The following is a 24,959-nucleotide window of genomic DNA, read 5'->3' as shown; positions in this document are numbered from 1 at the left end:
ATGGAGCCCGGCGCCTCGCACCGGAAGAAACCAGCCGCCACGAACGTTTACCTAATATGCCGCCCGCCAGCGCTCCCATAGCTGCCGAGATTGCCTCCCTGCTGCCGAGGCTGCGCCGTTTCGCCCGCGCCCTGACCTGGCACCGGGAGGATGCGGACGACCTGGTGCAGATCGCCGTCGAACGCGCCCTGGGCCGAAGCGGGCAGTGGGAAGCGGGAACGCGGCTGGACAGCTGGCTCTTCCGCATCATCAAGAACGCCTGGGTGGACGAAGTGCGCAGCCGCATCCGCCGCGACCGGCTGTTCGCCCCCGAAGAGGAGGGCGAGCATGTGGGCGACGACCCCACCGAAGGCTTGCAGCAGAGCCTGGCGGTGCGCAAGGCCGTCAGCATGCTGTCCGAAGAACACCGGCTGGTGGTCGCCCTGGTGCTGGTGGACGGCCTGCCCTACAAGGAAGCGGCGGAGGTGCTGGAAATACCCATGGGAACCCTCACCAGCCGCCTTGCGCGCGCCCGCGAGGCGCTGCAGAAGCTGTTGTCCGACCAAGCCAGGAACACACAATGAAGTTCTCCGACGAAGAATTGATGGCCTATGCCGATGGCGAGCTGGACGCCGCGCAGCGCGCGCAGATCGAGCGCGCCATGCAGGAAGACCCCGCCGTTGCGGCGGCCGTCGCCCGCCACCAGTCCCTGCGCAGCGACGTGTTCGCCGCTTTTGCGGGCGTTCTGGACGAACCTGTACCGCCCGTGCTCCAGCCGCAGACGGACGAACTCTCCGCCGCGCGGGCAAGGCGCGAGGCACGGCGCCACTGGGGCCTGCCGCACTGGGCTGCCATGGCCGCCTCGCTGGCCATCGGTGTCTTTGCTGGGCTGCTGGGCACGCGGCAGGCGCCGTCCACCAGCGAGGCGCTGCTCGCGGCCGATGCGTCGGGCCGCCTCGTGGCGCGCGGCGCGCTGGCGGACGCCCTGTCGCAGCAGCTGGCCAGCGAGCCCGGGAAGTCCCCGATACAGCCCGGCATCAGCTTCCTCGCCAGGGATGGCAGCTACTGCCGCAGCTTCACCGCGCAAGCCAGCGCGGGCCTTGCCTGCCGCGAAGGGGGCAACTGGGTGGTGCCGATGATCCAGGAAACGGAAGCGGGGCAGCAGGGCGGCATCCGCCAGGCCGCGGCCCAGCTGCCGCCCGCGGTTCTCGATGCCATCGATGGGCGCATCGATGGCCAGGCGCTGGACGCGACAGCGGAACGCGCCGCCCGCGAGCGCCACTGGCAACGCTAGGTTCTGGCCAGGACGGCCTGCCGCCACTGGCTTGGAGCCAGGCCGATGCTTCCCTTGAACCGCCGCGCGAAGTGGCTCTGGTCTGAAAAGCCGCACTCGGCGGCCACGGCGGCAAGCGGCATGCCATTGCGTATCAGCCTCTGCGCCTGCGCGATGCGGACCGCATTGAGATAGACGTGCGGCGGGGTATGGAACGCCGCCGTGAAGGCGCGTGTGAGGTGGGCGCGCGACAGGCCCGCAACCGTGGCCAGCTCGCCCACTGTCAGTTCGCGCCAGAAGTTTGAGCGGATATAATCCTTCGCCCTGGCCAGCTTCTCCATGCCCACGGCCTTCGGCGGTATCGCTTCCGGCCGGGGCCGCTCGCCGTGCTGCATCAGAAGACCTGCAATGAATTCCCGAAGCAGCGTTTCCGCCCTCAAGGTTTCGTAGCGCTCAGTCCAAAGTACACGGGCCAGGCGCAGGAAATCACGGGCCATGCGGCGGTCGCTGAGGTTGGGCGCTTGCAGGTAGAACGATGCATCCAGTCCCGCATCGGCATCCACGCAGTCGCGCACGAATTGTTCCGGCAAGTAGAGCATCTGGTAGCGGAAGCCATCGGAGCTTCCACGATCGCCGTCATGATCTTCGTCAGGGTTGAACAGAACGAATTCCCCGGGACGGCTGTCATACCGGCGGCCCTTGCAGCGGAAGCTCTGCGTGCCTTCGCCTGTCACGCCGATTGCATAGCAGTCATGGCTGTGGCGCTCGAACGCATAGTCCGTGAAGCGCGCCTCCATCAGGATGACGCCAGCATCGAGGGCGGCGATCTCGACGTGGTTTCCTGCCGCGGGGCTGGAGATGAGGTCCATGCAACAATTGTACTAGACCGCCTCGCTGCGCCTGCGACACCATGAGCCTTTCATTTGGAAGGAGACCCGCATGCCGCACGCTGTCGATTTATCCCAGAAGCTCAGCACCTTCGACGAAGCTTTCCAGCCCCGCACCGTCGGCCTTTTCAACGGCCACGACGTGATGGTGGCAAAACTGCGGGGCGACTATCACTGGCACGTTCATCCCGATACCGACGATTTCTTCCTCGTCCTCGCTGGCAGCCTGGAGATCGACCTGGAGGACGGGTCCACGGTGAAGCTGGGCCAGGGCCAGATGTATGTGGTGCCACGCGGCGTGAGCCACCGCCCGCGCGCGCACGGCGAAGCGCATATCCTGCTCATCGAGCCGACAGGCACCCCGAACAGCGGAGATCCCGCCACGGCGGCGCCACGCCGGGTGATCTGAGGCTGGCCTGTAAGGGAAATCAATCAAGTGTGAGTTTTGGATAGTTTTCTCAAAGCATTTTGCTTCTAGAATGCGGACGCTGCCGCGCACGCGGCAGCCCACCAAAACAGGGATAAAAATGCTAACAAAAACATCGGCAGTCCTGGCGGCTGCGCTGCTTACCGGCTGCGCATCCATCAGCGGTAACAAGCTGCAACCACTTTCGGTCACCACCGTTCACAACAACCAGGAAATTACGGGCATCGGCTGCACGCTGACCAATGACTCGGGCAACTGGTTCGTCACGAGCCCGGGCACCGCTACTGTGCACAAGAGCACCGGCGACCTGGTCATCGACTGCAAGCGCCATGACATGGTCGGCAATGCCACTGTCGTTTCGAAGTCCAACACTGCGGTATGGGGCAACATCCTGTTCGGCGGCGGCATCGGCTACATCGTCGACCGCAATACCGGAGCCGGGTTCGACTACCCCAACACCGTTGCCATCACCATGCGCCCCATTGGCGATCGGCCAGCCGCACCTGGCGCGATGACCGATTCCGCCGCAGCAAAATAAACCGATAGAAAGCTCACCATGAAACGCATTCTCATTGCGGGCAGCAGCCTGCTGCTCGCGCTCAGCCTGACGGCATGCAGCACCAATGCCCCCCAGTATTCGCCCGTTCTGGACAACGTGGCGGCGATCAAGAAAGCCAGCTCGGCCAAAGCGAAAGTGGGCGCCTTCAGCTCCGCCCAGGACAAGCAGAACGCCAACCCGATCTCCCTGCGCGGCAATTCGATGAACTCTCCCTACGATTCCTCGTACGCCGCCTACGTGGCCGAAGCGCTGAAACAGGAACTGACGCTGGCCGGCAGCTTGTCGCCCGACGCGTCGACCGTCATCACGGGCACGCTCCTGAAGAACGAACTGGATGCTTCGGGTTTCAGCAAAGGCAATGGCATCATTTCCGCGCGCTTCGTGGTCAGCGGCGCCAGCGGCGTGAAGTATGACAAGGTGAAGTCGGCCAACCACGAATGGGACTCGTCCTTCGTCGGCGCGGTCGCCATTCCGAACGCCATCGGCGCCTATCCGGTTCTGGTCTCGAAACTGCTGGCGGCGCTGTACGCCGATCCCGACTTTTCCACCGCGCTGAACAAGGAGGCGCAATGACCTTCGTTCGTGCATGCAAACTGGGATGCGGCGTCGTAGCGGCCGTGCTGCTGACCGCCTGCTCCCATCCCATCGTGATCACGCCCGACATCGCCAAGATCGAACGCCCGGCCGATGCCAAGCCGCGGGTCAAGGCGAACGTCGGCTACTACGTCGACGCCGCTCAGCGCGAACAGGAGCGCATCACCCCGGGCGGCGGTGGCGACAAGGTGAGCACCAAGCCCTACCGCGACCTGGAAGTGGGCTTCTACAAAATGCTCACCAACGTCTACGAGAACGTGACGACACTGAAAAGCCCGTCCGACCAGCAGGCCATCCAGCAGAATGCGCTGAACTACATCGTCAAGCCGCGCATCGAGCCCAATTCCTCTTCGTCGAGCATGATGACCTGGCCGCCCACCTACTTCACGGTGGACCTCGTTTGCGAGATCAGCGACACCAGTGGCCGCACAATCGACACCAAGCGGGTGGTTGGCAAGGGCAATGCCGAGTTTTCGGAGTTTAAGAACGACTTCGGCCTGAGCGGCAAGCTGGCCATGCAGGACGCCTTGCTGCAGATGCAGAAGCTTCTTCTGGAGCAGGCGCCGGCGGCGCCGGTCCCCACGGCTCAGCGCTGAGCACCCTGCGGCGGACCGTCACTCCCCGGTGACGGATTCCGCCAGCTAGCGCGGCCTGTACCGTGCTCCGCTCCACTGCTACCTGGCATACGATGGGTTCCGCGAAAGCTTGGTGGTGCTCATTGCGTATGAATTACATATCCAAGTTGTCAGGTATCCCGCCCGAGGATGCGGCGTCCACTGACAGCCAGGCAGCAAGAACCCTGTTCGAGTACGGGGCGGGACCGGCCTCGGTGCGGCTGGCCCTGATCATCGTTGCAGTATCGCTCGGGATGTTTATTGCGCTCATCCCTTTCGCCAGCACGCCGCTGTCAGCCGCGCCGTGGTTCATTCCCCTGCACCAGCCCGTTCTCGTGATCAACGACCTGATCACGATGACACTATTGCTCGGCTACTTCTACCTCGTCCGCAAGCGCTGCATCCTCATCCTGGCCTGCGGCTACCTGTACTCGGCCGTCATGGCGACGGTACACCTCCTGTCCTTCCCGGGCGTCTTTGCGCCCACCGGGCTGCTTGGCGCGGGCCCACAGACCACGGGCTATCTGCACGTCTTCTGGCACATCGGCTTTCCCGCTTCCGTCATCGCCTATTCCTTTCTCAAGCAGGCCGACTGGCGGGCCGAGCGGCCGGGGTGGGCGACGGCGCAGGCAGTGCTGGTGACGCTCGCTTGCGCCGCCATGCTGGGTGCGCTGGCAACGGCGGGCGGCGACTGGCTGCCCGAGATGCTGAAGAACGACCGATACTCGTCCGCCTTCAACGTCGGGCGCTATGGCCAATGGTTCATTACCGGGCTGGCCCTGGTGATCCTGTTCACCCGCCGCTCCACGTCAACGATGGATATGTGGCTCGTGGTGGTGCTGTCCGCATGGTTCTTCGAGATCGGACTCGTGAGCGTGTTCAACGCTGGCCGGTGGGATGTCGGCTTCTACACAGGCAGGGTCTACGCACTGGTCGCTTCGAGCTTCGTCCTCATCATGCTCCTGACCGAGCAGCGCCGCATGTACCAGGACCTGGCCGAAGCCCAGGCCACAGCACGCACCGCAGCCAAGCTCCAGGAGATGCAGCAAGTGCTGCGCCTGGCACTGGAAGCGGGCCAGATGGGCGTGTTCAACTGGAACCTGGTCGACAACCGTGCATGGTGGAGCCCCGAAGTAGAGCGCGACATCCTTGGGCTTCAAGCCGGGGAACTGGGATCGGCGCCAGATGCGCTGATGCACTACGTGTTCGCCGAGGATCGCGACCGCCTTCGCGCGCAGGTGCGCGAATGCCTCAGCAGCAGGCGCGACTGCCACGTCGAGTTCCGCCTGCGCGACGCGAAGGGAAACAGGCGCTGGGCCTTCGCACGGGGGAAAGCGGGCTACGACGACAATGGCAGGGCATCGGTGGTATCCGGCGTCATCGCCGACATTACGGAGCGCAAGCGTGGCGAAGCGGCGGCAGAGGAGATGGAGGCGCATTTCCACACGCTCGCGGACGAGCTGCCCGAGATCGCGTGGATGGCGCGCCCGGACGGCTGGATCTACTGGTACAACCGGCGCTGGCACGAGTACACCGGACTGTCGCTGAGCGAGGCGGAGGGCTGGGGCTGGCGGCAGGTCAACGATCCGGAACTGTTGCCGACCATCGTCGAGCGGTGGCGCCATTCGGTTGCCACCGGCGAGCCCTACGAAATGGTGGTGCCCCTGAAAGGTACCGATGGCCGATGGCGTCAGTTCCTGAGCCGCGCGGTGGCGCTGCGCAACAAGGAAGGGCAGATCATCCACTGGTTCGGAGTCAACGCCGATATCACCGCGCAGACCGAGGCGGAACAGGCGCTCAAGCTGGCCGACCAGCGCAAGGACGAGTTCCTGGCCACCCTCGCCCACGAACTGCGCAATCCGATGGCGCCGATCCGCAACGCCACCGAGCTGCTGTCGCGCATCCCCGGGCTTCCGGCCAATGCGGGACGGCTGCTGGCCGTCATCGACCGCCAGTCCCGCCACCTCGCGCGGCTGGTTGACGACCTGCTGGAGGTGTCCCGCATCACCCAGGGCAAGGTTTCCCTGCGCAAGGCGGATGTGTCGCTGGTCGACTGCCTGTCCGACGCGCTGCAGGCAGTGGAGGAAACGCTGAAGTCCGCAGGGCACGAGGTGGTGGTGCACCTGCCGGACGATCCGCTATATGCCTCCGCGGATACCACGCGCATGGTCCAGTGCTTCCTCAACCTGCTGAACAACGCCATCAAGTTCACGCCGCGCGGGGGCGTCATCAGCGTTTCAGCCGAACGCCTGCCGGGAAGGGCAAAGATCTCAATCTCCGATAGCGGCATCGGCATTCCGCCGGAACACCTCGAGGATATTTTCGGCTTGTTCTCGCAGGTCACTCCCGCGCTGGAGCGCAGCCAGGGTGGGCTCGGCATCGGGCTGTCGCTGGTGAAGGGCTTCGTCGAGCTCCATGGCGGCACTGTCGGGGCGGCGAGCGAAGGGGCGGGCAAGGGCAGCACTTTCACGGTCTACCTGCCGCTGCTTGAGCGGCCCGCTGTGGCGCCGACCGAAGGGGCCCGCACCAGCCACGAGGCGCGATTGCATCCGCGCCGGGTTCTCGTGGTCGACGACAACCGCGATGCCGCCACCAGCATGGCCGCGCTGTTGCAGGCCTCCGGCCACGAGGTGCGCGAAGTGCATGACGGGCGGGAAGGGCTCAAGCTCGCATTCGAGTTCGAGCCCGAGGTGGTGCTGCTCGACCTGGGCATGCCGGGCATGTCCGGCTTCGATGTTGCGCGCGAGCTGCGGGGAATGACGACCCGACCGGGGCCGCGCATCATCGCCGTCACCGGCTGGGGCCAGGAAAGCGACCGCCGCCTGACGCGCGAGGCAGGTTTCGACTTTCACCTGACCAAACCGGTCAACCACACGGAACTGGACGTGCTGCTGTCAATGAACATGCCGATAGCCGAACAGACAGCGCCGCCGGTGCGGCATTAAGCCGGAGTCCTATTGCCATGCAACGGCCGCGTTCCTGGCCGCGCAGTCATATTCCCAAGTAACCGACCGGCATTTCTTTCGTCACGAGCGCCAGCTACAAGTACCGGCAGATATGGGCGCATCCGGTACTCCCGCGTGGCGACTTTTGCAGCAAACTGAAGGAGTTCTCGCGCATGTGTCCACCTGTCAGTAGCAGCTCCAGCAGGAAGTCCCCTCACGTGGCCCGGAATTTGCGATTTTGCGCTGTCTCTCGGATTAATGGCTAGATCAAGTCAGCGAAAGTCCGGACAGGCTCGGGCTCGCTGTGGTGACGTAGCTGTGGTGACGTAGAATTGTTGTGATAGAGGGGCTGACACACTATTCCTCGAGGCGTCGCATGCGTCTTCTACTGATATTTGCTCAACATAGCTCGCGAGGACCGGTTGAACAATCTATACGGCATTATTAAAGCTGTAAAACCCAGGCGCGTACTGCTGACGTCGTACACCTTTTCGGCAACTTGGTTCGAATCAACGCTTTACCCTCTACTGAGACAGAACGACTGCGAAAGCATCGTTGTAATGGTCGATTCGCGAGAGGCCTTATGCAGTATCGATAATACCAGGAGCCAGTTTGGCGGCAGCCGGTACCGCGTCATCAGTGCGACTGGCGCATCGGGCGGCATTTTCCATCCAAAACTGGCCTACTTGGAAACCACTGGTGGCGACATCCTGGTCGTCGGCAGCGGGAACCTCACTGCCGCCGGCCAGGGCGGGCAATTGGAGGTACTCGACGCAGTCAGCGCCACTGCCGAGCCTGAGGTGTTTGAGGAATTCAGCCAATTTCTCGAAGAAGTCGCCGTGGTCGCCAATCTGGCCGAAGGGGCGGAGCGGCGGGCCGTAAGCTACTTTTCGAAGCGGGCCCTCACTCAATCAAGGATCAATGTTCGCAACGCAGGGTCGGCGCGTACGGCATTTCTTGTGTCCAGCTTGGGAAACCCTGCCGGCGAAAAACTGATCGGGCTGGTGAAACGCTTCGTTCCGGCTCCCGAAACGCTGACGGTACTCTCGCCTTACCATGACAAGGACGCAAACGCGACCCGCCAATTGCAGCGGAAGATTGGCGCCAAGTCGCTGCAGTATGCTTTGGGTAAAAGAGCCAAGGGAGAATTCCTGGCTCCCTTCGCGAAGAACATCAAGCCTGATGCTTCAACGCACTTTGTAACCCCCAAGCTCAATGGTGACGACCGTCCATTGCACGCAAAGTGGTTCGATGTGTGCAATCACGCCAGCGCGAGCGTTTCCATGACCGGTTCTGTCAACGCGACCTATCGGAGCCTCTGGCGCACAGTTAACATTGAGCTGGCTATTGCTCGCGTCAACATGGAAGCGCGCGCGGAAATTTGGAAGCATGCCAAGGGGAAGGTGGTTTACGAGCCCTGCGAGTTTCCGGCGCCGCTCGCATCCATGGAAGCGATCCTCTGCAAGGCGAGCCTGAGCGCCGGCTATGAGTTGGAAATCGAGTTGGCACCTCGGCCAGCCGCTACGCCTTTACATGTTCGGCTCTTCCAAGGTCAGACCACACTTTTTGAGGAAGGCGACATTCCGAATACAGATGGCGCCTTGAAGTTGTGGCTGAACGGCAGCATCAAGAAGTTGGTGAAAGACGGCGCAATATGGGTAGAGGTATCGGGTACAAATGCCGGGGGAAACCCCTTCCTCTGCTATTCCTGGGTCAATGTCGAGGACGAGCTGAAGTACCGCCCGTCGGAGGTGGATGTTGAAAAAGCGGTCGGGCGTCTGGAACGGGAAGATGGCGCGTACGACCCCGAGGATGAGTATCTCGTGCTGACTGCGGTTCATTCGGCACTAACTGGACGGCAGCTCAAGAAGTCGGGTGGCACGCGAGGCGCCGCAAAGGAAAGCGCAGCTGACGCGGACATCGAAATGACCAGATCTGAACTGGAGGAAAACCATCATTCTCGTAGCAACGCCAATGGCTATGCGGGGAACTCAAGGCTGACACGGATGCTGCTGGCGCTGTCAAAATCAATCAGGGAAGCAGAGGACGGGACAGAAGCAACTGAAGACGAAGAAGAGCCGATATCGACCGAAGAGGAGGAGCACGAGAGCGCTGCAGAGGACGGCGTGCCGGCCGAAACCCAGGCGGAGAGGCGAAACAGAAAGCAGAAAGCCGATGCCCGCGAAAGAGCGCGACTGGCCAGGCAGTCCCTGGAAGCGGCTATCGGCAAGGCCCTGAAATCCGCGCTGCCGGATGCCAAGGCCAGGTGGCTGCTGCCCTACCTGCTGGGACTGCAGCTGCGAAGGCATTTTCCAGAAAGGCCCTCCGCCGCTGCGGCGGACGGCGCGAATGCCGGCACCATTCTGGTTCAGGCTCTCCAACGGCATGCGGGAGCTCAATTGACGCAGGCCAGCAAGCACGAGCTGTTGCCGGCATTTGCTTGCGTCGGTGCCGCCGCTTGCCTCGCTTTCAGCCGACACGGCAGCATTCCCTCCTACCCCACCGTCCTGAACATCCTTGAAGAGTTTGTCGGCAGGACGGTCAATGTTGCCGAGTTACAGGGCTTTCATGCTCAAGACTTTCCGGGAAGGGGCTATCTGATACTCAAGGCCTTCAGCTGGAGCGAATTACTGCCTGAGCTGCAGAAGATTGCACAGGCGCCGCGGCTTGCCGACCGTATCGACGACTTGCTCCGTTACGGCATGGGCGCTTTGCAGTCGCCGCCTGGCGCCATGACGCACGCCGAAACCGACTTTGTCGCGGGCTTAAGGATTGCGCCGGGTGCTCGATTCAAGAAGTATTCGATCGTTCAGGAGCTTGACCCTTCCGACATCCATTCTCCCGGATGTCCGCAATGCCACGTAGCGCTTTCCAAGCAACAGGGAAGCAGGTTGAGAGAGAAGCACATCGCCGTGTGCGAAGCGATTTGCCGCCGTCCGATTGTCGCGCGCACCAGGTTCACGGCTTTGCATGAATTTCATGAGCAATGCCACGCTTTCATCGCACCACGAAAGCAAGGAGGAGATCAATGAAGGGCTTCGAGTTTGCCGGGCCAACCTTCAACGCCGTGGTGAGTTCGGCCCAGGCAGGCGATTTTCTGGGTATGGGTGCTGTGGGTGAACGTCTCTACGGTCGAGTCTTTCCCGGGCTGAATAATACTGTCCGGCACATTCGCGCTTACTCGGCTTTATGCTGGGCGGTGGATCACGCTGTCAGGCAAGCTTCATCCGATGGAGAGAAGGTGAACGTTGCCGAGCTGGCATCCGCCACCACGATTCTGCTGGACAAAGTACAGCTGTTGTTGACGTGGCAAGCCTGGCGTGAACAAGAAAAGATGGTTCCCGGCCTAAGCGCCTTCAAGGACGATAGGGACAAGCGGGATTTGACCCTTGACGGCTGGGGTGTCAAGACAACGTTCATGAACCCCCTGTACTACCTTCCGGGACTAGTGAACGGAATCGGGCTTCTTGGACGCGGGATAAAGGAAGCAAAGGGGACGTTCTCCTGCACCCCGGCTGGGACGCTGCTGGCCAAAGCATTTGCCAAAGAACTGGAAAGCTTGGAGCCCGCCGTCTTGCGATGGCTTAAGTCGACAGACGACATTACCTGCACCAGGAAAAGGCTGTCCTCCCTGAGTGAAGTTATATCGCTCCGGAAACCGTCGAAGTCGGAAAAGACAAATTTTCTCCATCTGTACCTGGACGGATCAGTTGACCTTGACGGTAGCAGTGACCCCACCCGAACGCATCGGATCAAGAATGCCCGAAAACGCAAGCAGAGCATCGTATTGGCGCTTCGCGCCTTGGAGGCAATCGAGGCGGGGCAAGGGAAAACCCGCGACTTCGTCCCTGTGGAGTCGATACGGCAAGTGATGGCAGCTGGGTATGCCCCAGAGCGCGTGCGGGTCGACCTGAACGGCGTCGAGGAAAGCTGGCGGGAATGGTATGTACTTCAGATTCGCCAGCTCCAGCGCCTCGGGATGGAAGCGCTGCTGGGACTGGTTGAGCGAGTCATCCTCCGCAAGGAGCAAGCGAAGGAGCCCACATTTAAGGCCGACATCTGCAGGGAACTGCAGATACTCATATGCGAGACGGAGGCGCCTGGTATCGCGCTGGGCGCCACGATAGGCAGCGATCTTGAATGGTACAGGAGGGAACAAAAGAGCTTTCCGTCGTTACAGGCTGCCGGCATATGCCGGGCACGCCACAAGGAATTTTTGAACACCGGAGCAATGAAGGACTACCTGAGGGGTTTCCCCATAGTTCTCCAGCCAAATGACATTGAAGGCACGTTCGAGCGTTGGGCAACGACCGGCCAATTCGCCATCAATGCGCTAACCTACTGCGCTATCGAAATAGAAAATTTGAGGGCGCTGGTGCATGACGAGAAGAAGGCGAGGGACCACGTCGAGAGCCTGCTGGCCTTTGACGACGACAAGCTTTGCCTCGCCCAGCTGGCTGCACTCGTCAACGAGTACAGGGACAGGCCACTTGGCGATTTCGTCTTCGTAGTCATCAGCCGATACGTTATCGAGCAGCACTTGAGCACAGCCGGTGCGCGCACGGCGTCTGCGGGCGATGGCAAGAATCGCTTCATCTTTACGCAGGAGAGCCATGGCCTGTCGCGGTGGCGGGAAGGCCGTGCAGCCAAGTTCATCTTTGCCCAGGAAGCGCATGACATTCTGCTGAACGCGCTGCTGCTGCTGGAAGACTGCGGCTGTCTCGATGTAAGGCTTGGCGCCGGGCCGCAGGGCAGATACTACCGGGACGCCAGCTTCAGGCTGTTACCGGCGGGCCGCAGACTTCTGGCTGACGCCTCGCAAAGCTAGGGAGACTGCCTCTGTTGGCGATAGGTAATAGAGATTGAGACAACCGTGCTAGACAAATCAGTGACTTAGCGCACTGCCGGTCTGGTGTCCTGGGAATCAATGTTTGAGACAGGCGGGCCGCTTTGAAATGGAATCACCGTTCTTACGGCAATAAAGTTTAGGACAGGAAAAGCCAATGGGATCGCGGCAGTTTGGCCGCCGCCTACAAGAGGCCGTGATAAGAACTCCGCGTTCACGTTGCGCATCCTCTTGGGGCAGGAACGATCGAGTGTCAGCAAGCGGTTGCAGCGCTGCGAAAGCGATCCCCACATCGGTCATGGTTAAGCAGAGCGAAGGCGCCCTTTTCGCGTATCTTATCAACGATATTTTTAGATATCGTTGATATTGACCTACGATTAAGGCTACAATGTCGCTAGGTGTTAATTGCCGGTCTCACGCGGCATTTTTTGGAAAATCTCAAGGGTTTCGTAATGGCTAACGGCGATCAGATCAAGGCAATGTTGCGCGCCTACAAGGACGCCGACGAGAACCAAGTGCTGACGCTTGCGCTTCAAATCGCCGCGCGAGAAGCCAAAGCAGGGCATGAGCGCTTGGCGGGCGAGATCCGAGACCTGGTAGACCAACTTCGCGAGCAGGGCTCGATCGTTGCGAAGCGGCACCCCACGCCGATCGCCCAACCTAAGGGCGAACTTGCCGATTTGGTGAATGTGGCGTATCCAGACGCACGCCTCGACGATGTCGTATTGTCTACGGAGACGCGCGTACGTCTTGATCGGCTGGTGCGTGAGCAACGACAAGCCAATCGAATTCGCGAGCACGGCTTGCACCCGCGGAGCAAACTCTTATTGGTTGGTCCGCCTGGAACTGGCAAGACAATGTCAGCCAAGGCTCTGGCCGGCGAACTTTCCCTGCCACTCTTTAGCTTACGACTAGAGAGTCTCTTCACGCGTTTTATGGGTGAAGCAGCAGCAAAGCTGAAACTTATCTTTGATAACATTCAGCAAGTGCGCGGCGTCTACCTATTCGACGAATTCGATGCTATCGGTCAGCAAAGAGCCACGACAAACGACGTCGGCGAAATTCGTCGAATCCTAAATTCGTTCCTGCAGCTGGTTGAACAAGACGAATCAAATAGCGTCGTAATCGCGGCGACCAATCACCCAGAATTGCTCGACGCCGCACTGTTTCGGCGTTTCGACGATGTTCTTCGATTCGAATTGCCGCCATCATCAGCCATCGTCGAATTGCTTACACGCCGCTTAGTCCGACACGCGCCCGGCTTAAGGGTTGATGAATTGGCAGAAGCAGCCGCTGGACTAAGTTTTGCGGACATTCAGCGCGCGTGCAACGACGCCATTAAGGACATGATCGTTGCCGGCCGCGACCACGTTGCTGAGCAAGATATGAAAAATGCGCTGCAAGAACGGCGCTCTGATCGTAAGAACTTTTCCCAATCGATTTAGGAGAGTCTATGGCCACTGGACCGCAACGTCTTCCGCATTTGCGTCTAGTGAACCGATTTGTGACTCAAGACTATACTCCGCGACCCGGCCGTGGTCCCACCTTGCATCTTATGCAGCGTGAGCGAGCCCAACACGGCAATCGGATTCTGGGCCAGCTGGAAAATCTCCGCCCCGTACTAGAAGAGCGAAAGCTCAGCCGCCAAGCGCTCAACATCGACGCGCCGGACGGTATCGCCGTCGAATTCCGAAGTGCTGCTGGCTTTGACTTGGTATTCGAGAGCCTCGACGTCATACGTTCTGGAATCGAGTTGCTCAACGTCAGGGAGCAAGGCGAGGTTACCTTCGCAACCTGCTGGATTCCCGATGGGAAGCTGGACATTCTAGTTCGCAAAGTCGTCGCATATTTGCAAGAGAACACACGGTCAGAGGTTCCAAGACCTCGAAATGCCAATCTGGTCGAAAGCATCGAGGAAATTGGCGTTGCAACAATGACTCAGCTCTGGACCGACGAAGAAGCCATGCCTGACGGCGATGGCGAGCATTGGTGGGAAATCTGGCTACGCACCGACAAGCTCGCGCCAGCAGCTACCTTTCTCCGCTTCAAAAATGCCGCCACGGCGGCCCACATTGAAATTGCAGAGCAATGGCTTGCATTTCACGAGCGGGTCGTCACTAACATCAAGGCAACCCAGGCTCAACTTGCCCAGTCGATCCCTATCCTGAATCTCGTCGCTGAAATTCGCCGCGCGGATCGACCGCCGCTATTCCCACATACGCTGACACTTGGCGACCAGGACAATATTGTGGCGAATATTGCCGGGCGTATCGACATCAGGGGCGACGATGTGTCCGTAGCAATCCTGGACACTGGGGTTGCGCGAGCACATCCCCTTATTGCCCCGGTGCTGGCTGAGGGAGACATGCATGCCGTCAACAATGCCTGGGGCGTGGCTGACCATGAGGGACACGGCACAAGAATGGCAGGCGTGGTCTTGTACGGCGATCTGCGCGACGCAGTTGAGGCTGGCGGCCGCATATCAGTGCCATTTCGCCTCGAGTCGTCAAAGATTTTGCCGCCCAGCGGCATGCAAGTTGACGGCAATGATAGCCATGAAGTCTTAGGAGCGATAACCGAACAAGCGGTCTATAAGTGCGAAATTGACGCTCCCAACCGGCGCCGAGTGATTTGTAAGGCGGTTACGTCCGCCATGCATCAAATCGGCGAGCCGTCTTCGTATTCAGCGGCAATTGACCAGCTTGCCTTCGACGCCGAGGGCGGAGACGGGCGTTTGTTCATCATTTCCGCCGGAAATGTGCAGCCGGACCAACGCTGGCTTGCGTATCCGCTGTCAAATAAGGAGTATGGCGTCGAGCAACCTGGCCAGGCATGGAACGCTCTGACCATAGGCGCGTACACTGACAAGACTACTCTGCCGGCCTCAGATGATTTTGCAGGTTGGTCCACGTTGGCGGCCGCAGGTGATTTGAGCCCGTTCAGCTCGACATCGCAAGAGTGGCGTGGTTGGCCCATGAAGCCCGATGTCGTCTTTGAAGGAGGAAATGTTGCCGTCGATCCCGCCGGCGAGCTGACGGATATCCCGCCTTCACTGCAGCTATTGACCACCAACCGAAATTTCAACGTCCATCCGCTGTCCTATTTTTGGGCCACAAGCGCGGCAACTGCTCAAGGAGCAGGAGTAGCGGGGCGTATTTGGGCGGAAAATCCGGATCTTTGGCCGGAATCGGTGCGCGGGCTAATCGTGCACCATGCGAACTGGACAGAAGCACAGCGAGCTCGCTATCCAAATTGGCGTGATCTCTTGCGAGCCTGTGGACATGGCGTTCCGGATGAGACCCGTGCTAAGCATTCTGCTCAGCATCGCGTTTGCCTTATCGCGCAAGAAACGCTGCAACCTTTCCGACTCGATCAAAGCGTCGGAAAAATGAACGAGCTTTGCATTTTTCAGCTGCCATGGCCTCAACAGATGCTTTTGGACATGCAAGACACGCGGGTAAAGATGCGTGTTACCCTCTCATATTTTGTCGAGCCCAGCCCTGGTAAGCGCGGTTGGACGAACCGCTATCGTTACGCTTCCCACAGCCTGAGATTCGATGTAAAGCGCACCACGGAAACAGAGGATATGTTCAACAAGCGCGTCAACTATGCCATGCGGGACGACAGCGAAACAATCGATGTCGCCGGTGACACGGGATGGGATCTCGGGCCTCGGCTTCGTGGGCATGGCTCGTTGCATGCAGATTGCTGGCGCGGTCCTGCTGCCGACCTGGCGACGAAAAACCTAATCGCCGTCTATCCTGTTGTGGGTTGGTGGCGGCAAAGGCTCAACCGCGGCCGATGCACCACGCCGGCACGCTTTTCGTTGCTGGTGTCACTGGAAAGTGAAGACGTGACAGTTCAGTTGTATAACGCGATTGCACAAGAGCTCGAAGTACCGATCGATTTGGAGCTCGGATAGTGGCAAAGGTGGATGGCATGAGTAGCACCGAGGTATTGATGGAATGGCTCGGACAATATGAACATATTCCGAACACTTATCGAACATACTTCCGTGAGTTTGAACGTCTGCAAACGTGGCTCCTACTGGAGGAACTGGACTTTCTCAATGTAGATACTAGCGACCTGGCGCGCTACCTCGACGAATTTTCTTCTGGCCTATTGCACCCTAAATTGGAAAGGGATCAGCAGCCTACTCAGCTCAGTGAACGTACGGTGCGCAGCACTCGCAATACGCTAGTCCGCCTGTTTGCAGTTCTATCTGTGGCGGGCTTACGCACGGACAACCCCGCGACCTCACTTTCGGTTCCAAGAACGGTCGACCCTGACGAGATTGATCCGCGCCAGCTACTGCAAGCCGCCAAACGTTGGCATGAGATCCGCGAATCGTGGACCAAGCTGCCCGATCCAGAACGCGGCAGCCGTGACCCATTATGGCGAACGATTGTTGTTGCGGAATGGTCCTATTGGACAGCGCTACATCGTAGTGAACTGGCCTCCGCACGTATGTCTGACATCAGGCAAACCGCGGTTGGATGGCAGACCAGTGTTCATCGATTCGGCCGCGGAGACGTAGTCGACAACGTATTTGTCCCTGCGCCCGCAATTGAAGCCCTACGTCGTTACCGCATATCGCGAGGTTTGTCTCCGGCACCCCGGTCTAGCGAAACTGATGTACCGCTCATTGCAAAACTCCGTACTGACGACGCAGTGATGCCTTGGACCATCGGACACATATTGCGAGACGCCAGCCAGTATGCCGAAAGTGTGAACGCGCATGAAATAGGATCCTCGGATCTATCGAATCGCGCGCTACGTCGATATTTGATTGCTCACAGCCTGCAAAAACGTATTCCATATCAAGATCTCGTTGCGCATGTCCGATCGCATTACGCCGTTGACATCCACTCGCGCGCACCAGGTTCGACCATATCGACGTCTCTCGCAGCCTTAGAATCAGATTGACGCCCTCCTAAGGAAAAACCGACTTTATTATCTTGTCTCAGACTTAAACATTTTGTCTCGTACATTATTGTCGCTTACCATCTATGCTGGAGCGACAGTGCTCGTTCTATTCGACCGTGACGGATTTCGCCAGATTGCGCGGCTTGTCCACATCCGTGCCGCGCGCAAGGGCGGCGTGGTAGGCCAGCAGCTGGAGGGACACGACGTGGAGAATCGGCGAGAGCTGGCCGTAGTGCTCGGGCAGGCGGATGACGTGCACGCCGTCGCCCGAGGTGATGCGCGAGTCCACGTCGGCGAACACATACAGCTCGCCGCCCCGGGCGCGCACTTCCTGCATGTTGGACTTCAGCTTCTCGATCAGCGCGTCGTTCGGCGCAATGGTCACCACCGGCATTTCCTCCGTCACCAGCGCCAGCGGGCCGTGTTTCAGCTCGCCCGCCGGATAGGCCTCGGCGTGGATGTACGAAATTTCCTTCAGTTTCAGCGCGCCTTCCAGCGCGATGGGGTAGTGCATGCCTCGGCCGAGGAATAGCGCGTTCTCCTTGCGCGCGAATTCTTCGGCCCAGGCGATGATCTGCGGCTCCAGCGCCAGCACGGCGGCGATAGCGGAGGGCAGGTGGCGCATGGCTTTCAGGTGCGCGGCTTCCTGTTCGTCGCTCAGGCGGCCGTTCACCTGAGCCAGGCTCAGGGTGAGCAGGAAGAGGGCGGCCAGCTGGGTGGTGAAGGCCTTGGTGGAAGCGACGCCCACTTCCACGCCCGCGCGCGTGATATAGGCCAGCTTGCATTCGCGCACCATGGCGCTGGTTGAGACATTGCAGATGGTAAGCGTGTGCTCCATGCCGAGCGAGCGTGCGTGCTTGAGGGCGGCGATGGTGTCCGCCGTCTCGCCGGACTGGGAAATGGTGACCACCAGCGTGTTCGGGTGCGGCACGGAGTCGCGGTAGCGGTATTCGCTGGCGATTTCCACATTCACTGGCAGCTGGGCGATCGATTCGATCCAGTACTTGGCCGTGAGCCCGGCGTAGTAGCTGGTGCCGCAGGCGAGGATCAGCACGCGGTCCACCTGCTTGAAGACGTTGTAGGCCCCGTCGCCGAACAGTTCGGGCATGATGCCCGTCACGCCTTCGAGCGTATCGCCCACCACGCGCGGCTGCTCGAAGATTTCCTTCTGCATGTAGTGGCGGTAGGGACCTAGTTCGGCGGCGCCGGTATGCGCGTGCACCGTCTTCACCTCGCGCTCCACGCGCTTGCCATTCACGTCCGCGATCCAGACGCGCCCCAGCTGCAAGTCGACCACGTCGCCTTCTTCGAGATAGATGATCTGGTCGGTGGTGCCTGCCAGCGCCATCGCGTCCGAGGCCACGAAGTTTTCGCCTTCGCCCAGGCCCACGATCAGCGGGGAGCCCTGGCGCGCGGCGACCACGCGGTGCGGCTCCTCGCGGCAGAACACGGCAATGGCATAGGCGCCGTGCAGGCGCTTGACGGCCTGCTGCACGGTTTCGAAGAGGTCGCCGTTGTACATGTGGTCCACGAGGTGGGCGATCACTTCGGTATCCGTCTGGCTCTGGAAAATGTAGCCCAGGGCGACCAGCTCGGCGCGCAGCTCGTCATGGTTTTCGATGATGCCGTTATGCACCAGCGCGATGCGGGCGCCATCCGAATTCGGCGAGAAGTGAGGATGGGCGTTGTGCGAAGCCGGGGCGCCATGGGTAGCCCAGCGCGTGTGGGCGATGCCGGTGAAGCCCTTCATGCCCACTTCCTGGATCTGCTTCTCCAGGTCGGCCACGCGGGAGGTGCTGCGCGAGCGGGCCAGCTTGCCGTCCAGGTGCAGGGCGACGCCGCAAGAGTCGTAGCCGCGGTATTCGAGCCGCTTCAGGCCTTCGACCAGGATGGGGGTGATATTGCGCTGCGCTACCGCGCCGACGATGCCGCACATAGGAACCTCTTCGCCAAATGATTGATGAGTTGCATGCTAGGCTATGCCATCTGAAATATGCTGTCGAACTTTGCAGTTTGATGAAATAATATTTCCAACGCATCCCGCCATGAAAGAATATTTCGCATGAACGTAATCTTTGACGAAATTGATCGCCGCATCTTAAATGCTTTGCAACAGGACGCCTCCTTGAATAATAACGAGCTGGCTCAGCTCGTCCATGTTTCACCGCCGACCTGCTTGAGGCGGGTCAAGCAGCTGCGAGACAGCGGGGTGATCGAGCGGGAGGTCGCCATCGTGGCGCCGGAGAAAGTGGGGGCAGGGCTCACTGCCATTGTGGAGATCACGCTGGATATCCAGGCTGCCGAGCGCATGAGCGAGTTCGAGGAAGTGGTGGCCAAGGAGTCGGCGGTACTCCAGTGCTACCGGGTCTCTCCTGGACCGGACTTCGTGCTGGTGCTGCAGGTGGCGGACATGCCCGCCTACCATGCGCTGGCTCATCGGCTGTTTGCCTCACAGAAGAATGTGCGCAACGTAAAAACCTACTTCTCCACTTTCCGGAGCAAGTTTGAGACCAGAATCGATGTGTGAGGGAGTTGTACTGCGTTTTACAAGCCTTGTGCACAGGGTTTTCCACACCCGGCTGGAGTTTTGCACACGCTTTCCAGTCCTCATTCACCGGATTTTCACGGGCTTGCTCACAGGCTTATCCACAATTTCGGCTTATACCCGGTTGCTCAAGCACTATCCCCATGGTTTTCCACAAGAGCCGCAGCAGGCCGTCGTTTGTGGATAAATGGACCATACCACTTTGCCTTTATCCCAGCTCTGTCCCGCGCTTTTTCGCAGGCTTACGCACATATTTATCCACAGGACTAGAATGAGCCAATGAACTACCTCGCCCACATCTACCTGGCCCGCCACAGCGACGAAGCCATGGTAGGCGCCATGCTGGGGGATTTCGTGAAGGCGAACGACACGGATCTCTATGCACCCGGGATTGCGCGGGAAATCATTCTGCACCGGCATATCGACAGCTATACGGACAGCCACCCGGTCGTGCAGTCGGCCAAGGAAATGTTCGGGGAAGGGCGCCGCCGCTACGCGGGCATTGTGCTGGACGTGTTCTACGACCACGTGCTGAGCCAGCACTGGGAGCGCTACTGCGATATTCCACGGGAGGAGCTCATTGCGCGCTTCTACAAGGCGCTGGCGGAGCATGAAGCGATTCTGCCGGAAAGGCTGCGCCAGATCGCGCCCCGCCTGATCCAGCAGGACTGGCTCGGCGCGTATGGCGAGCTGGAAGGCGTGGAGCTGGCCGTGAACCGGCTGTCCACGCGGCTGAGCAGGAACGGGCACCTGCTGCGCGAAGGCCTGGGCGATGTCCGCCAGCACTACACCGCCTTCGCACAGGGTTTCGGCGACTTCTTCCCGGACCTGATCGCCTACGCCGAGGAGCGCAGGCTTATTTCTTCACCTTGACGGGACGCTTCCAGTTCTCGATGGTCAGCTGCTTGGGCCGCGAGATGGTGAGCTTGCCTGCTGGCGCGTCCCTGGTGAGCGTGGTGCCCGCCCCCAGGGTGGCGCCTGCGCCCACGGTCACCGGCGCCACCAGCTGGCTGTCGCTGCCGATGAAGGCGTCGTCCTCGATCACGGTGCGGAACTTGTTGGCGCCGTCGTAATTGCAGGTGATGGCGCCCGCGCCGATATTCACGCGCGAACCCACGGTCGCGTCGCCCACATAGGCCAGATGATTGGCCTTGCTGTGCGCGGCGACCTGGCTGTTCTTGATTTCGACGAAGTTACCCACATGCACATCCTCGCCCAGCACGGTGCCGGGGCGCAGGCGGGCATAGGGGCCGATCTGCGAGGCCGGGCCTACCACCGCGTCCTCGATATGGCAGAAGGGCTTGATATTGGCGCCCGCCTCGACCCTGGCGTTGACCAGCACGCTGTGCACGCCGACGCTCACGCCGTCCGCCAGCTCCACCTTGCCCTCGAAGACGCAGCCGACATCGATAAAGACGTCGCGCCCGCACACCAGTTCGCCGCGCACGTCGATGCGGGCGGGATCGGCCAGGGTCACGCCCCGTTCCAGCAGCCCGAGCGCGATATTGCCCTGGTGGATGCGCTCCAGCTGGGCCAGCTGCACCTTGCTGTTCACGCCCAGCACTTCCCAGCCCGCCGAGGGATGGGCCGAGACCACTTCCACCTTGTCGTCCACCGCTTGGGCGACGATATCGGTGAGGTAGTACTCGCCTTGCGCGTTGTTGTTGGTGAGCGCGCCCAGCCACTTCTTCAGCAGCACGGTCGGCGCCACCATGATGCCGGAGTTAATTTCCTTGATGCTGCGCTCTTCGTCGCGCGCATCCTTCTCTTCCACAATGCGGGTGATGCGGCCGCCATGGCGCACGATGCGGCCCAGGCCGAAGGGGTTTTCCTGCATCACGGTGAGAATGGCCAGCTTGTCGTTGCCTGCCACCTCGGCCAGGCGCTTGAGCGTGTCGGCCGTCGTCAGGGGCACATCGCCGTAAAGGACGAGGGTAGGCTGGCTCTCGTCCAGTTCGGACATGGCCTGCATGACGGCGTGGCCTGTGCCCAGCTGCGGCTCCTGCAGGGCGGCCGAGATCTCCACGCCGCCTTTTGCCTTATGGCTTTCCAGGTGCTCGAGCACCGCTGCGCCGCCGTGCCCGTAAATCACGCATAATTTGGCCGGAGAAAGGGTCCGCGCGGTGTCGATCACGTGCGCCAGCAATGGCTTGCCGGCCAGAGGATGCAGCACTTTTGGCAGCGCGGACTGCATGCGTTTGCCCATGCCAGCGGCGAGGATAACAACGTTCATAAGCCGAATTAGTGTGAGTTAAATATATGCAAAAGTTTAACACGCAGTCCCCTTCCCACCGCTCCATGGCCAGCTGGATCGTGCTCGCCTGCATGCTCTTCATTGCGGCCTGCAGCTCGCTGCGTCTGGCCTACAACAACGGCGATACCCTGCTCTACTGGTGGCTGGACGCCTATGTCGATTTCGACGGCGAGCAGAAGGCCGAAGTGAAGCGCGATATCGACGATCTGTTCCGCTGGCACCGCAAGACCCAGCTGCAAGACTATATCCAGCTCCTGCAGCGCGCCCAGACCCAGCTCAAGGGCGAGGTGACGCAGGCCCAGCTGAAGGCCAATTACGACGATATCCGCGCCCGCACCCAGACCCTGCTGCTGAAGGCTGCGCCCGACATCGCCGACCTGGCCCTGACCCTGAAGCCCGATCAGCTGGAGCAGATGGAGAAGAAATTCGCCAAGAACAACGCCAAATTCCGCAAGGAGAACATGCGCGGCGACCGGGACGACCAGAACAAGTACCGCTACAAGAAGTCGATGGAGCAGTTCGAGCTGTGGTTCGGCAATTTCAGCCGCGAGCAGGAAGCCATCATCCGCAAGGCGTCGGACGCGCGGCCGCTGGACAACCAGATCTGGCTGGACGAACGCATGCGGCGCCAGGAGAGCATCCTGGCGCTGGCGCGCAAGATCATGAGCGAAAAGCCGAGCCGGGAACAGGCCATCGCCCAGATCCAGAGCACCATCCGCGAGAACTTCGCCCGCATGGACAGCTCGGAGCGCAAACCCTTCTACGACGCCTACACGGCCGCCACCATCGAGCTGGTACACACGGTGATCCGCATCGCCACGCCGGAGCAGAAGGCCCATGCCCAGAAGCGCATGCAGGGCTGGATCACGGACTTCAGCACCCTGGCGGCCGAGGCAAAATAGGGCGTGCTATAGTGCCGCCCTATGCAAAAGAAGAAGCCCGCCAAAGTCCCCGTCCACGGTCCCCAGCACAGCAGGCAGGTGCGCATTATCGGCGGCCAGTGGAAGCGTACGCCGCTGCCCGTGCTCGAAGCGCTGGGCCTGCGTCCCACGCCCGACCGGGTGCGTGAAACGGTCTTCAACTGGATCAACCATCTGCGCGACGGCGACTGGGACAGCGCCCAGGTGCTGGATCTCTTCGCAGGCAGCGGCGCCCTCGGCTTCGAGGCCGCCAGCCGCGGCGCCGCGCGCGTGACCATGGTGGACAGCAATACCGCCGTCATCCGCCAGCTGGACCTGATCCGCGAAAAGCTCAAGGCCGCCAACGTCACCGCCCAGCGCGGCGATGCACTGGCCACGGCCCAGTCGCTGGCGCTGCGGGGCCAGAAGTTCGACCTCATCTTCCTCGACCCGCCTTACCAGCAGGACCTGCTCCCCAAATCCCTGCCCCTGTGCGGGAAGCTCCTGACCGAGGACGGACTCGTCTACGCCGAATCCGAAACGCCCCTCGAAGGCGAGGAGGCGCCGGAATGGATGGCCCCCTGGGAAGTGGTGCGTTCAGACAAGGCGGGCATGGTCCACTTTCATCTGCTCCGGCCTGCGGTTCCATAAGAGCTCGGCCAGCAGCAGGTTGGGAACCCAGCACATCCACGCGATGACGGCGTAAGCCGTCGTAAAGTCCGCGCCCGACATCATCGACAGGGGCAGGTAGACGCGCAGCGTGACGGCAGCGAGGGTCAGCGAGAAGTTGCGCACCATATAGCTGCGGTGCTGCTCCACGTCCCCCGCGCGAATGGTCTGGTAGGCCTTGAAGCCCGAATACAGCCAGGTGAGGGCCAGCGCAGCAAAACCGATCCGTGCCGCTAGGCTGTTGGAGGAGGAGCAGGCCATGGCCAGCCCGGACAGCCCGCCGAACAGGACGCCGACGCCCAGATACAGGCGGCCCAGCCACCGGTGCAGCTGGCGCCGCCGCTGGCGCAGGCGCGCGGAGAACTGCAGCGGCCCCAGCAGCAGCGCCACCACCGCCGCGAATACATGGGTATAGAAGATGCCCACAGAGTGCGACTGGAAATGCTGTGGCAGGCTGAAGCCCCTGAATCCGTAGTTGTACAGCGAGCTGATGGCAACCACCAGGACGAGCGCGTACATGATGAAGCGAGCAGTATTTTTCATGTTATCCCCAATTGTTCGGATGCCGGCATGGCGGCACCGTGAAGACTACGGCGGGGCGGATATTCTTTCCGGGGAAAGCGACGGAACAGGCTTTCCGGCCGACGAAACGGGGCAGGCGGGCGACCGGCCATCTGATCGGCTGCCCCAAAATAAGGCATAATTCGCCTTCTGAGTAGGCGCAAAGCGCAGGGAGCAACAATGGTTGTAGCCGTTTATCCGGGAACTTTCGATCCGCTGACCCGTGGTCACGAGGATCTGGTGCGTCGCGCCTCGGGCCTGTTCGACACCCTCGTGGTGGGTGTGGCCGACAGCAAGAACAAGCGTCCCTTCTTCACGCTGGAAGAACGGCTGGAGATTGCGAACGAAGTGCTCGGCCATTATCCGAATGTCAAGGTCGAAGGCTTTTCCGGCCTGCTGAAGGACTTCGTGCGCGCCCACGACGCCCGCGTGATCGTGCGCGGCCTGCGCGCCGTCTCCGACTTCGAATACGAATTCCAGATGGCGGGCATGAACCGCTACCTGCTGCCGGACGTGGAGACCCTCTTCCTCACCCCGTCCGACCAGTATCAGTTCATTTCGGGCACCATCGTGCGCGAAATCGCCCAGCTGGGCGGCGACGTTTCCAAGTTCGTGTTCCCCTCGGTGGAACGCTGGCTGCTCAAAAAGATCGCCGCAGGCCAGGCCGGGTAGGAGTTTGTCATGGCATTAATGATTACCGACGATTGCATCAACTGCGATGTGTGCGAGCCCGAGTGCCCGAACGATGCGATCTACATGGGTCCCGAAATCTACGAGATCGACCCGAACAAATGCACCGAATGCGTGGGCCACTTCGATGAGCCCCAGTGCCAGCAGGTCTGCCCCGTGGCCTGCATCCCCTTCAACCCCGCCTGGCGCGAGTCGAAGGAAGAGCTGTTCGTGAAATACGAGCGCTTGCAAGCCGCCAAAGCCTAAGGCCGAGTCCGTGTCACCTTCTGGTGCCTGGCACCAGAAGGTGAC

Annotated in this window: 22 protein-coding genes; 18 read left to right on the top strand and 4 right to left on the bottom strand. The window is 60.8% G+C overall.

What is annotated here, in order from left to right:
* Positions 1-56 precede the first annotated feature (56 nt).
* Both LSQ66_RS21940 and LSQ66_RS21935 read left to right on the top strand, forming a co-directional pair.
* Complete coding sequence (locus LSQ66_RS21940) at positions 57-563, top strand: RNA polymerase sigma factor (RefSeq protein WP_231767286.1); 507 nt, start codon at positions 57-59, stop codon at positions 561-563.
* Positions 560-1,273: an anti-sigma factor family protein gene (locus LSQ66_RS21935; RefSeq protein WP_231767285.1), complete on the top strand. Its 714-nt coding sequence runs from the start codon at positions 560-562 to the stop codon at positions 1,271-1,273. Before LSQ66_RS21940 ends, LSQ66_RS21935 begins: the two co-directional genes overlap by 4 nt.
* Here LSQ66_RS21935 and LSQ66_RS21930 read toward each other — a convergent pair.
* Positions 1,270-2,121, bottom strand: a complete 852-nt coding sequence (locus LSQ66_RS21930; protein WP_231767284.1) for an AraC family transcriptional regulator — start codon at positions 2,119-2,121, stop codon at positions 1,270-1,272. The two genes, LSQ66_RS21935 and LSQ66_RS21930, sit on opposite strands and share 4 nt — an antisense overlap.
* A 70-nt stretch (positions 2,122-2,191) precedes the next feature.
* Here LSQ66_RS21930 and LSQ66_RS21925 point away from each other — a divergent pair, with 70 nt between their 5' ends.
* The 10 genes from LSQ66_RS21925 to LSQ66_RS21880 all read left to right on the top strand — a co-directional run bounded on the left by LSQ66_RS21925 (position 2,192) and on the right by LSQ66_RS21880 (position 17,050).
* Positions 2,192-2,548 carry a cupin domain-containing protein gene (locus LSQ66_RS21925; RefSeq protein WP_231767283.1) on the top strand — a complete coding sequence of 119 codons (357 nt, stop codon included), beginning with the start codon at positions 2,192-2,194 and terminating at the stop codon, positions 2,546-2,548.
* 70 nt (positions 2,549-2,618) lie between these two features.
* Positions 2,619-3,104, top strand: a complete 486-nt coding sequence (locus tag LSQ66_RS21920) for a hypothetical protein (RefSeq protein ID WP_231767282.1) — start codon at positions 2,619-2,621, stop codon at positions 3,102-3,104.
* 18 nt (positions 3,105-3,122) lie between these two features.
* Positions 3,123-3,698 (top strand): hypothetical protein, encoded by a 576-nt coding sequence (locus LSQ66_RS21915; RefSeq protein WP_231767281.1) that lies wholly within the window; start codon positions 3,123-3,125, stop codon positions 3,696-3,698.
* The gene (locus tag LSQ66_RS21910; RefSeq protein WP_231767280.1) at positions 3,695-4,315 is read left to right on the top strand and encodes a hypothetical protein; all 621 of its coding nucleotides are present in this window, start codon (positions 3,695-3,697) and stop codon (positions 4,313-4,315) included. The genes LSQ66_RS21915 and LSQ66_RS21910 overlap by 4 nt, the downstream gene beginning before the upstream one ends.
* Before the next feature lie 128 nt (positions 4,316-4,443).
* Positions 4,444-7,278: an ATP-binding protein gene (locus LSQ66_RS21905; protein ID WP_231767279.1), complete on the top strand. Its 2,835-nt coding sequence runs from the start codon at positions 4,444-4,446 to the stop codon at positions 7,276-7,278.
* Between the two features lie 560 nt (positions 7,279-7,838).
* Positions 7,839-10,310 carry a phospholipase D-like domain-containing protein gene (locus tag LSQ66_RS21900; protein WP_231767278.1) on the top strand — a complete coding sequence of 824 codons (2,472 nt, stop codon included), beginning with the start codon at positions 7,839-7,841 and terminating at the stop codon, positions 10,308-10,310.
* Positions 10,307-12,106, top strand: a complete 1,800-nt coding sequence (locus LSQ66_RS21895; protein WP_231767277.1) for a hypothetical protein — start codon at positions 10,307-10,309, stop codon at positions 12,104-12,106. The genes LSQ66_RS21900 and LSQ66_RS21895 overlap by 4 nt, the downstream gene beginning before the upstream one ends.
* 470 nt (positions 12,107-12,576) lie before the next feature.
* Complete coding sequence (locus tag LSQ66_RS21890) at positions 12,577-13,569, top strand: AAA family ATPase (protein WP_231767276.1); 993 nt, start codon at positions 12,577-12,579, stop codon at positions 13,567-13,569.
* A gap of 8 nt (positions 13,570-13,577) precedes the next feature.
* A complete protein-coding gene (locus tag LSQ66_RS21885) occupies positions 13,578-16,046 on the top strand; it encodes a S8 family peptidase (protein WP_231767275.1) in 2,469 nt (822 codons plus the stop codon).
* A 17-nt stretch (positions 16,047-16,063) separates the two neighbouring features.
* Positions 16,064-17,050 (top strand): hypothetical protein, encoded by a 987-nt coding sequence (locus LSQ66_RS21880; RefSeq protein ID WP_231767274.1) that lies wholly within the window; start codon positions 16,064-16,066, stop codon positions 17,048-17,050.
* Positions 17,051-17,156: 106 nt separating this feature from the next.
* Here the strand turns inward: LSQ66_RS21880 and glmS are convergent, their stop codons facing one another.
* Positions 17,157-18,986: a glutamine--fructose-6-phosphate transaminase (isomerizing) gene (gene glmS, locus LSQ66_RS21875; protein ID WP_231767273.1), complete on the bottom strand. Its 1,830-nt coding sequence runs from the start codon at positions 18,984-18,986 to the stop codon at positions 17,157-17,159.
* A 126-nt stretch (positions 18,987-19,112) separates the two neighbouring features.
* Between glmS and LSQ66_RS21870 the strand changes: the two genes are divergently transcribed.
* Positions 19,113-19,577, top strand: coding sequence for an Lrp/AsnC family transcriptional regulator (locus LSQ66_RS21870; protein WP_231767272.1), 465 nt, complete (start codon positions 19,113-19,115; stop codon positions 19,575-19,577).
* A gap of 297 nt (positions 19,578-19,874) precedes the next feature.
* Positions 19,875-20,468: an acyl carrier protein phosphodiesterase gene (locus tag LSQ66_RS21865; RefSeq protein WP_231767271.1), complete on the top strand. Its 594-nt coding sequence runs from the start codon at positions 19,875-19,877 to the stop codon at positions 20,466-20,468.
* Here the strand turns inward: LSQ66_RS21865 and glmU are convergent.
* Complete coding sequence (gene glmU / locus LSQ66_RS21860) at positions 20,452-21,828, bottom strand: bifunctional UDP-N-acetylglucosamine diphosphorylase/glucosamine-1-phosphate N-acetyltransferase GlmU (protein ID WP_231767270.1); 1,377 nt, start codon at positions 21,826-21,828, stop codon at positions 20,452-20,454. The two genes, LSQ66_RS21865 and glmU, sit on opposite strands and share 17 nt — an antisense overlap.
* A 26-nt stretch (positions 21,829-21,854) precedes the next feature.
* On the opposite strand from glmU, the gene LSQ66_RS21855 reads away from it, so the two are divergent.
* Both LSQ66_RS21855 and rsmD read left to right on the top strand, forming a co-directional pair.
* The gene (locus tag LSQ66_RS21855) at positions 21,855-22,751 is read left to right on the top strand and encodes a DUF6279 family lipoprotein (protein WP_231767269.1); all 897 of its coding nucleotides are present in this window, start codon (positions 21,855-21,857) and stop codon (positions 22,749-22,751) included.
* A gap of 21 nt (positions 22,752-22,772) precedes the next feature.
* Positions 22,773-23,399, top strand: coding sequence for a 16S rRNA (guanine(966)-N(2))-methyltransferase RsmD (rsmD, locus tag LSQ66_RS21850; RefSeq protein ID WP_231767268.1), 627 nt, complete (start codon positions 22,773-22,775; stop codon positions 23,397-23,399).
* On the opposite strand, the gene LSQ66_RS21845 is transcribed toward rsmD, so the two are convergent.
* The gene (locus LSQ66_RS21845; protein WP_231767267.1) at positions 23,346-23,960 is read right to left on the bottom strand and encodes a DUF2306 domain-containing protein; all 615 of its coding nucleotides are present in this window, start codon (positions 23,958-23,960) and stop codon (positions 23,346-23,348) included. The two genes, rsmD and LSQ66_RS21845, sit on opposite strands and share 54 nt — an antisense overlap.
* 198 nt (positions 23,961-24,158) lie before the next feature.
* On the opposite strand from LSQ66_RS21845, the gene coaD reads away from it, so the two are divergent.
* Positions 24,159-24,650, top strand: coding sequence for a pantetheine-phosphate adenylyltransferase (coaD, locus tag LSQ66_RS21840; protein ID WP_231767266.1), 492 nt, complete (start codon positions 24,159-24,161; stop codon positions 24,648-24,650).
* 9 nt (positions 24,651-24,659) lie between these two features.
* The gene (locus LSQ66_RS21835) at positions 24,660-24,914 is read left to right on the top strand and encodes a YfhL family 4Fe-4S dicluster ferredoxin (RefSeq protein ID WP_231767265.1); all 255 of its coding nucleotides are present in this window, start codon (positions 24,660-24,662) and stop codon (positions 24,912-24,914) included.
* Positions 24,915-24,959: the final 45 nt, after the last annotated feature.

The organism is Massilia endophytica (assembly GCF_021165955.1).
GTDB classification, from domain to species: domain Bacteria; phylum Pseudomonadota; class Gammaproteobacteria; order Burkholderiales; family Burkholderiaceae_D; genus Rugamonas; species Rugamonas endophytica.
Note: the sequence above shows the minus strand (reverse complement) of the source record. Positions and strands in the feature narration are given on the sequence as shown.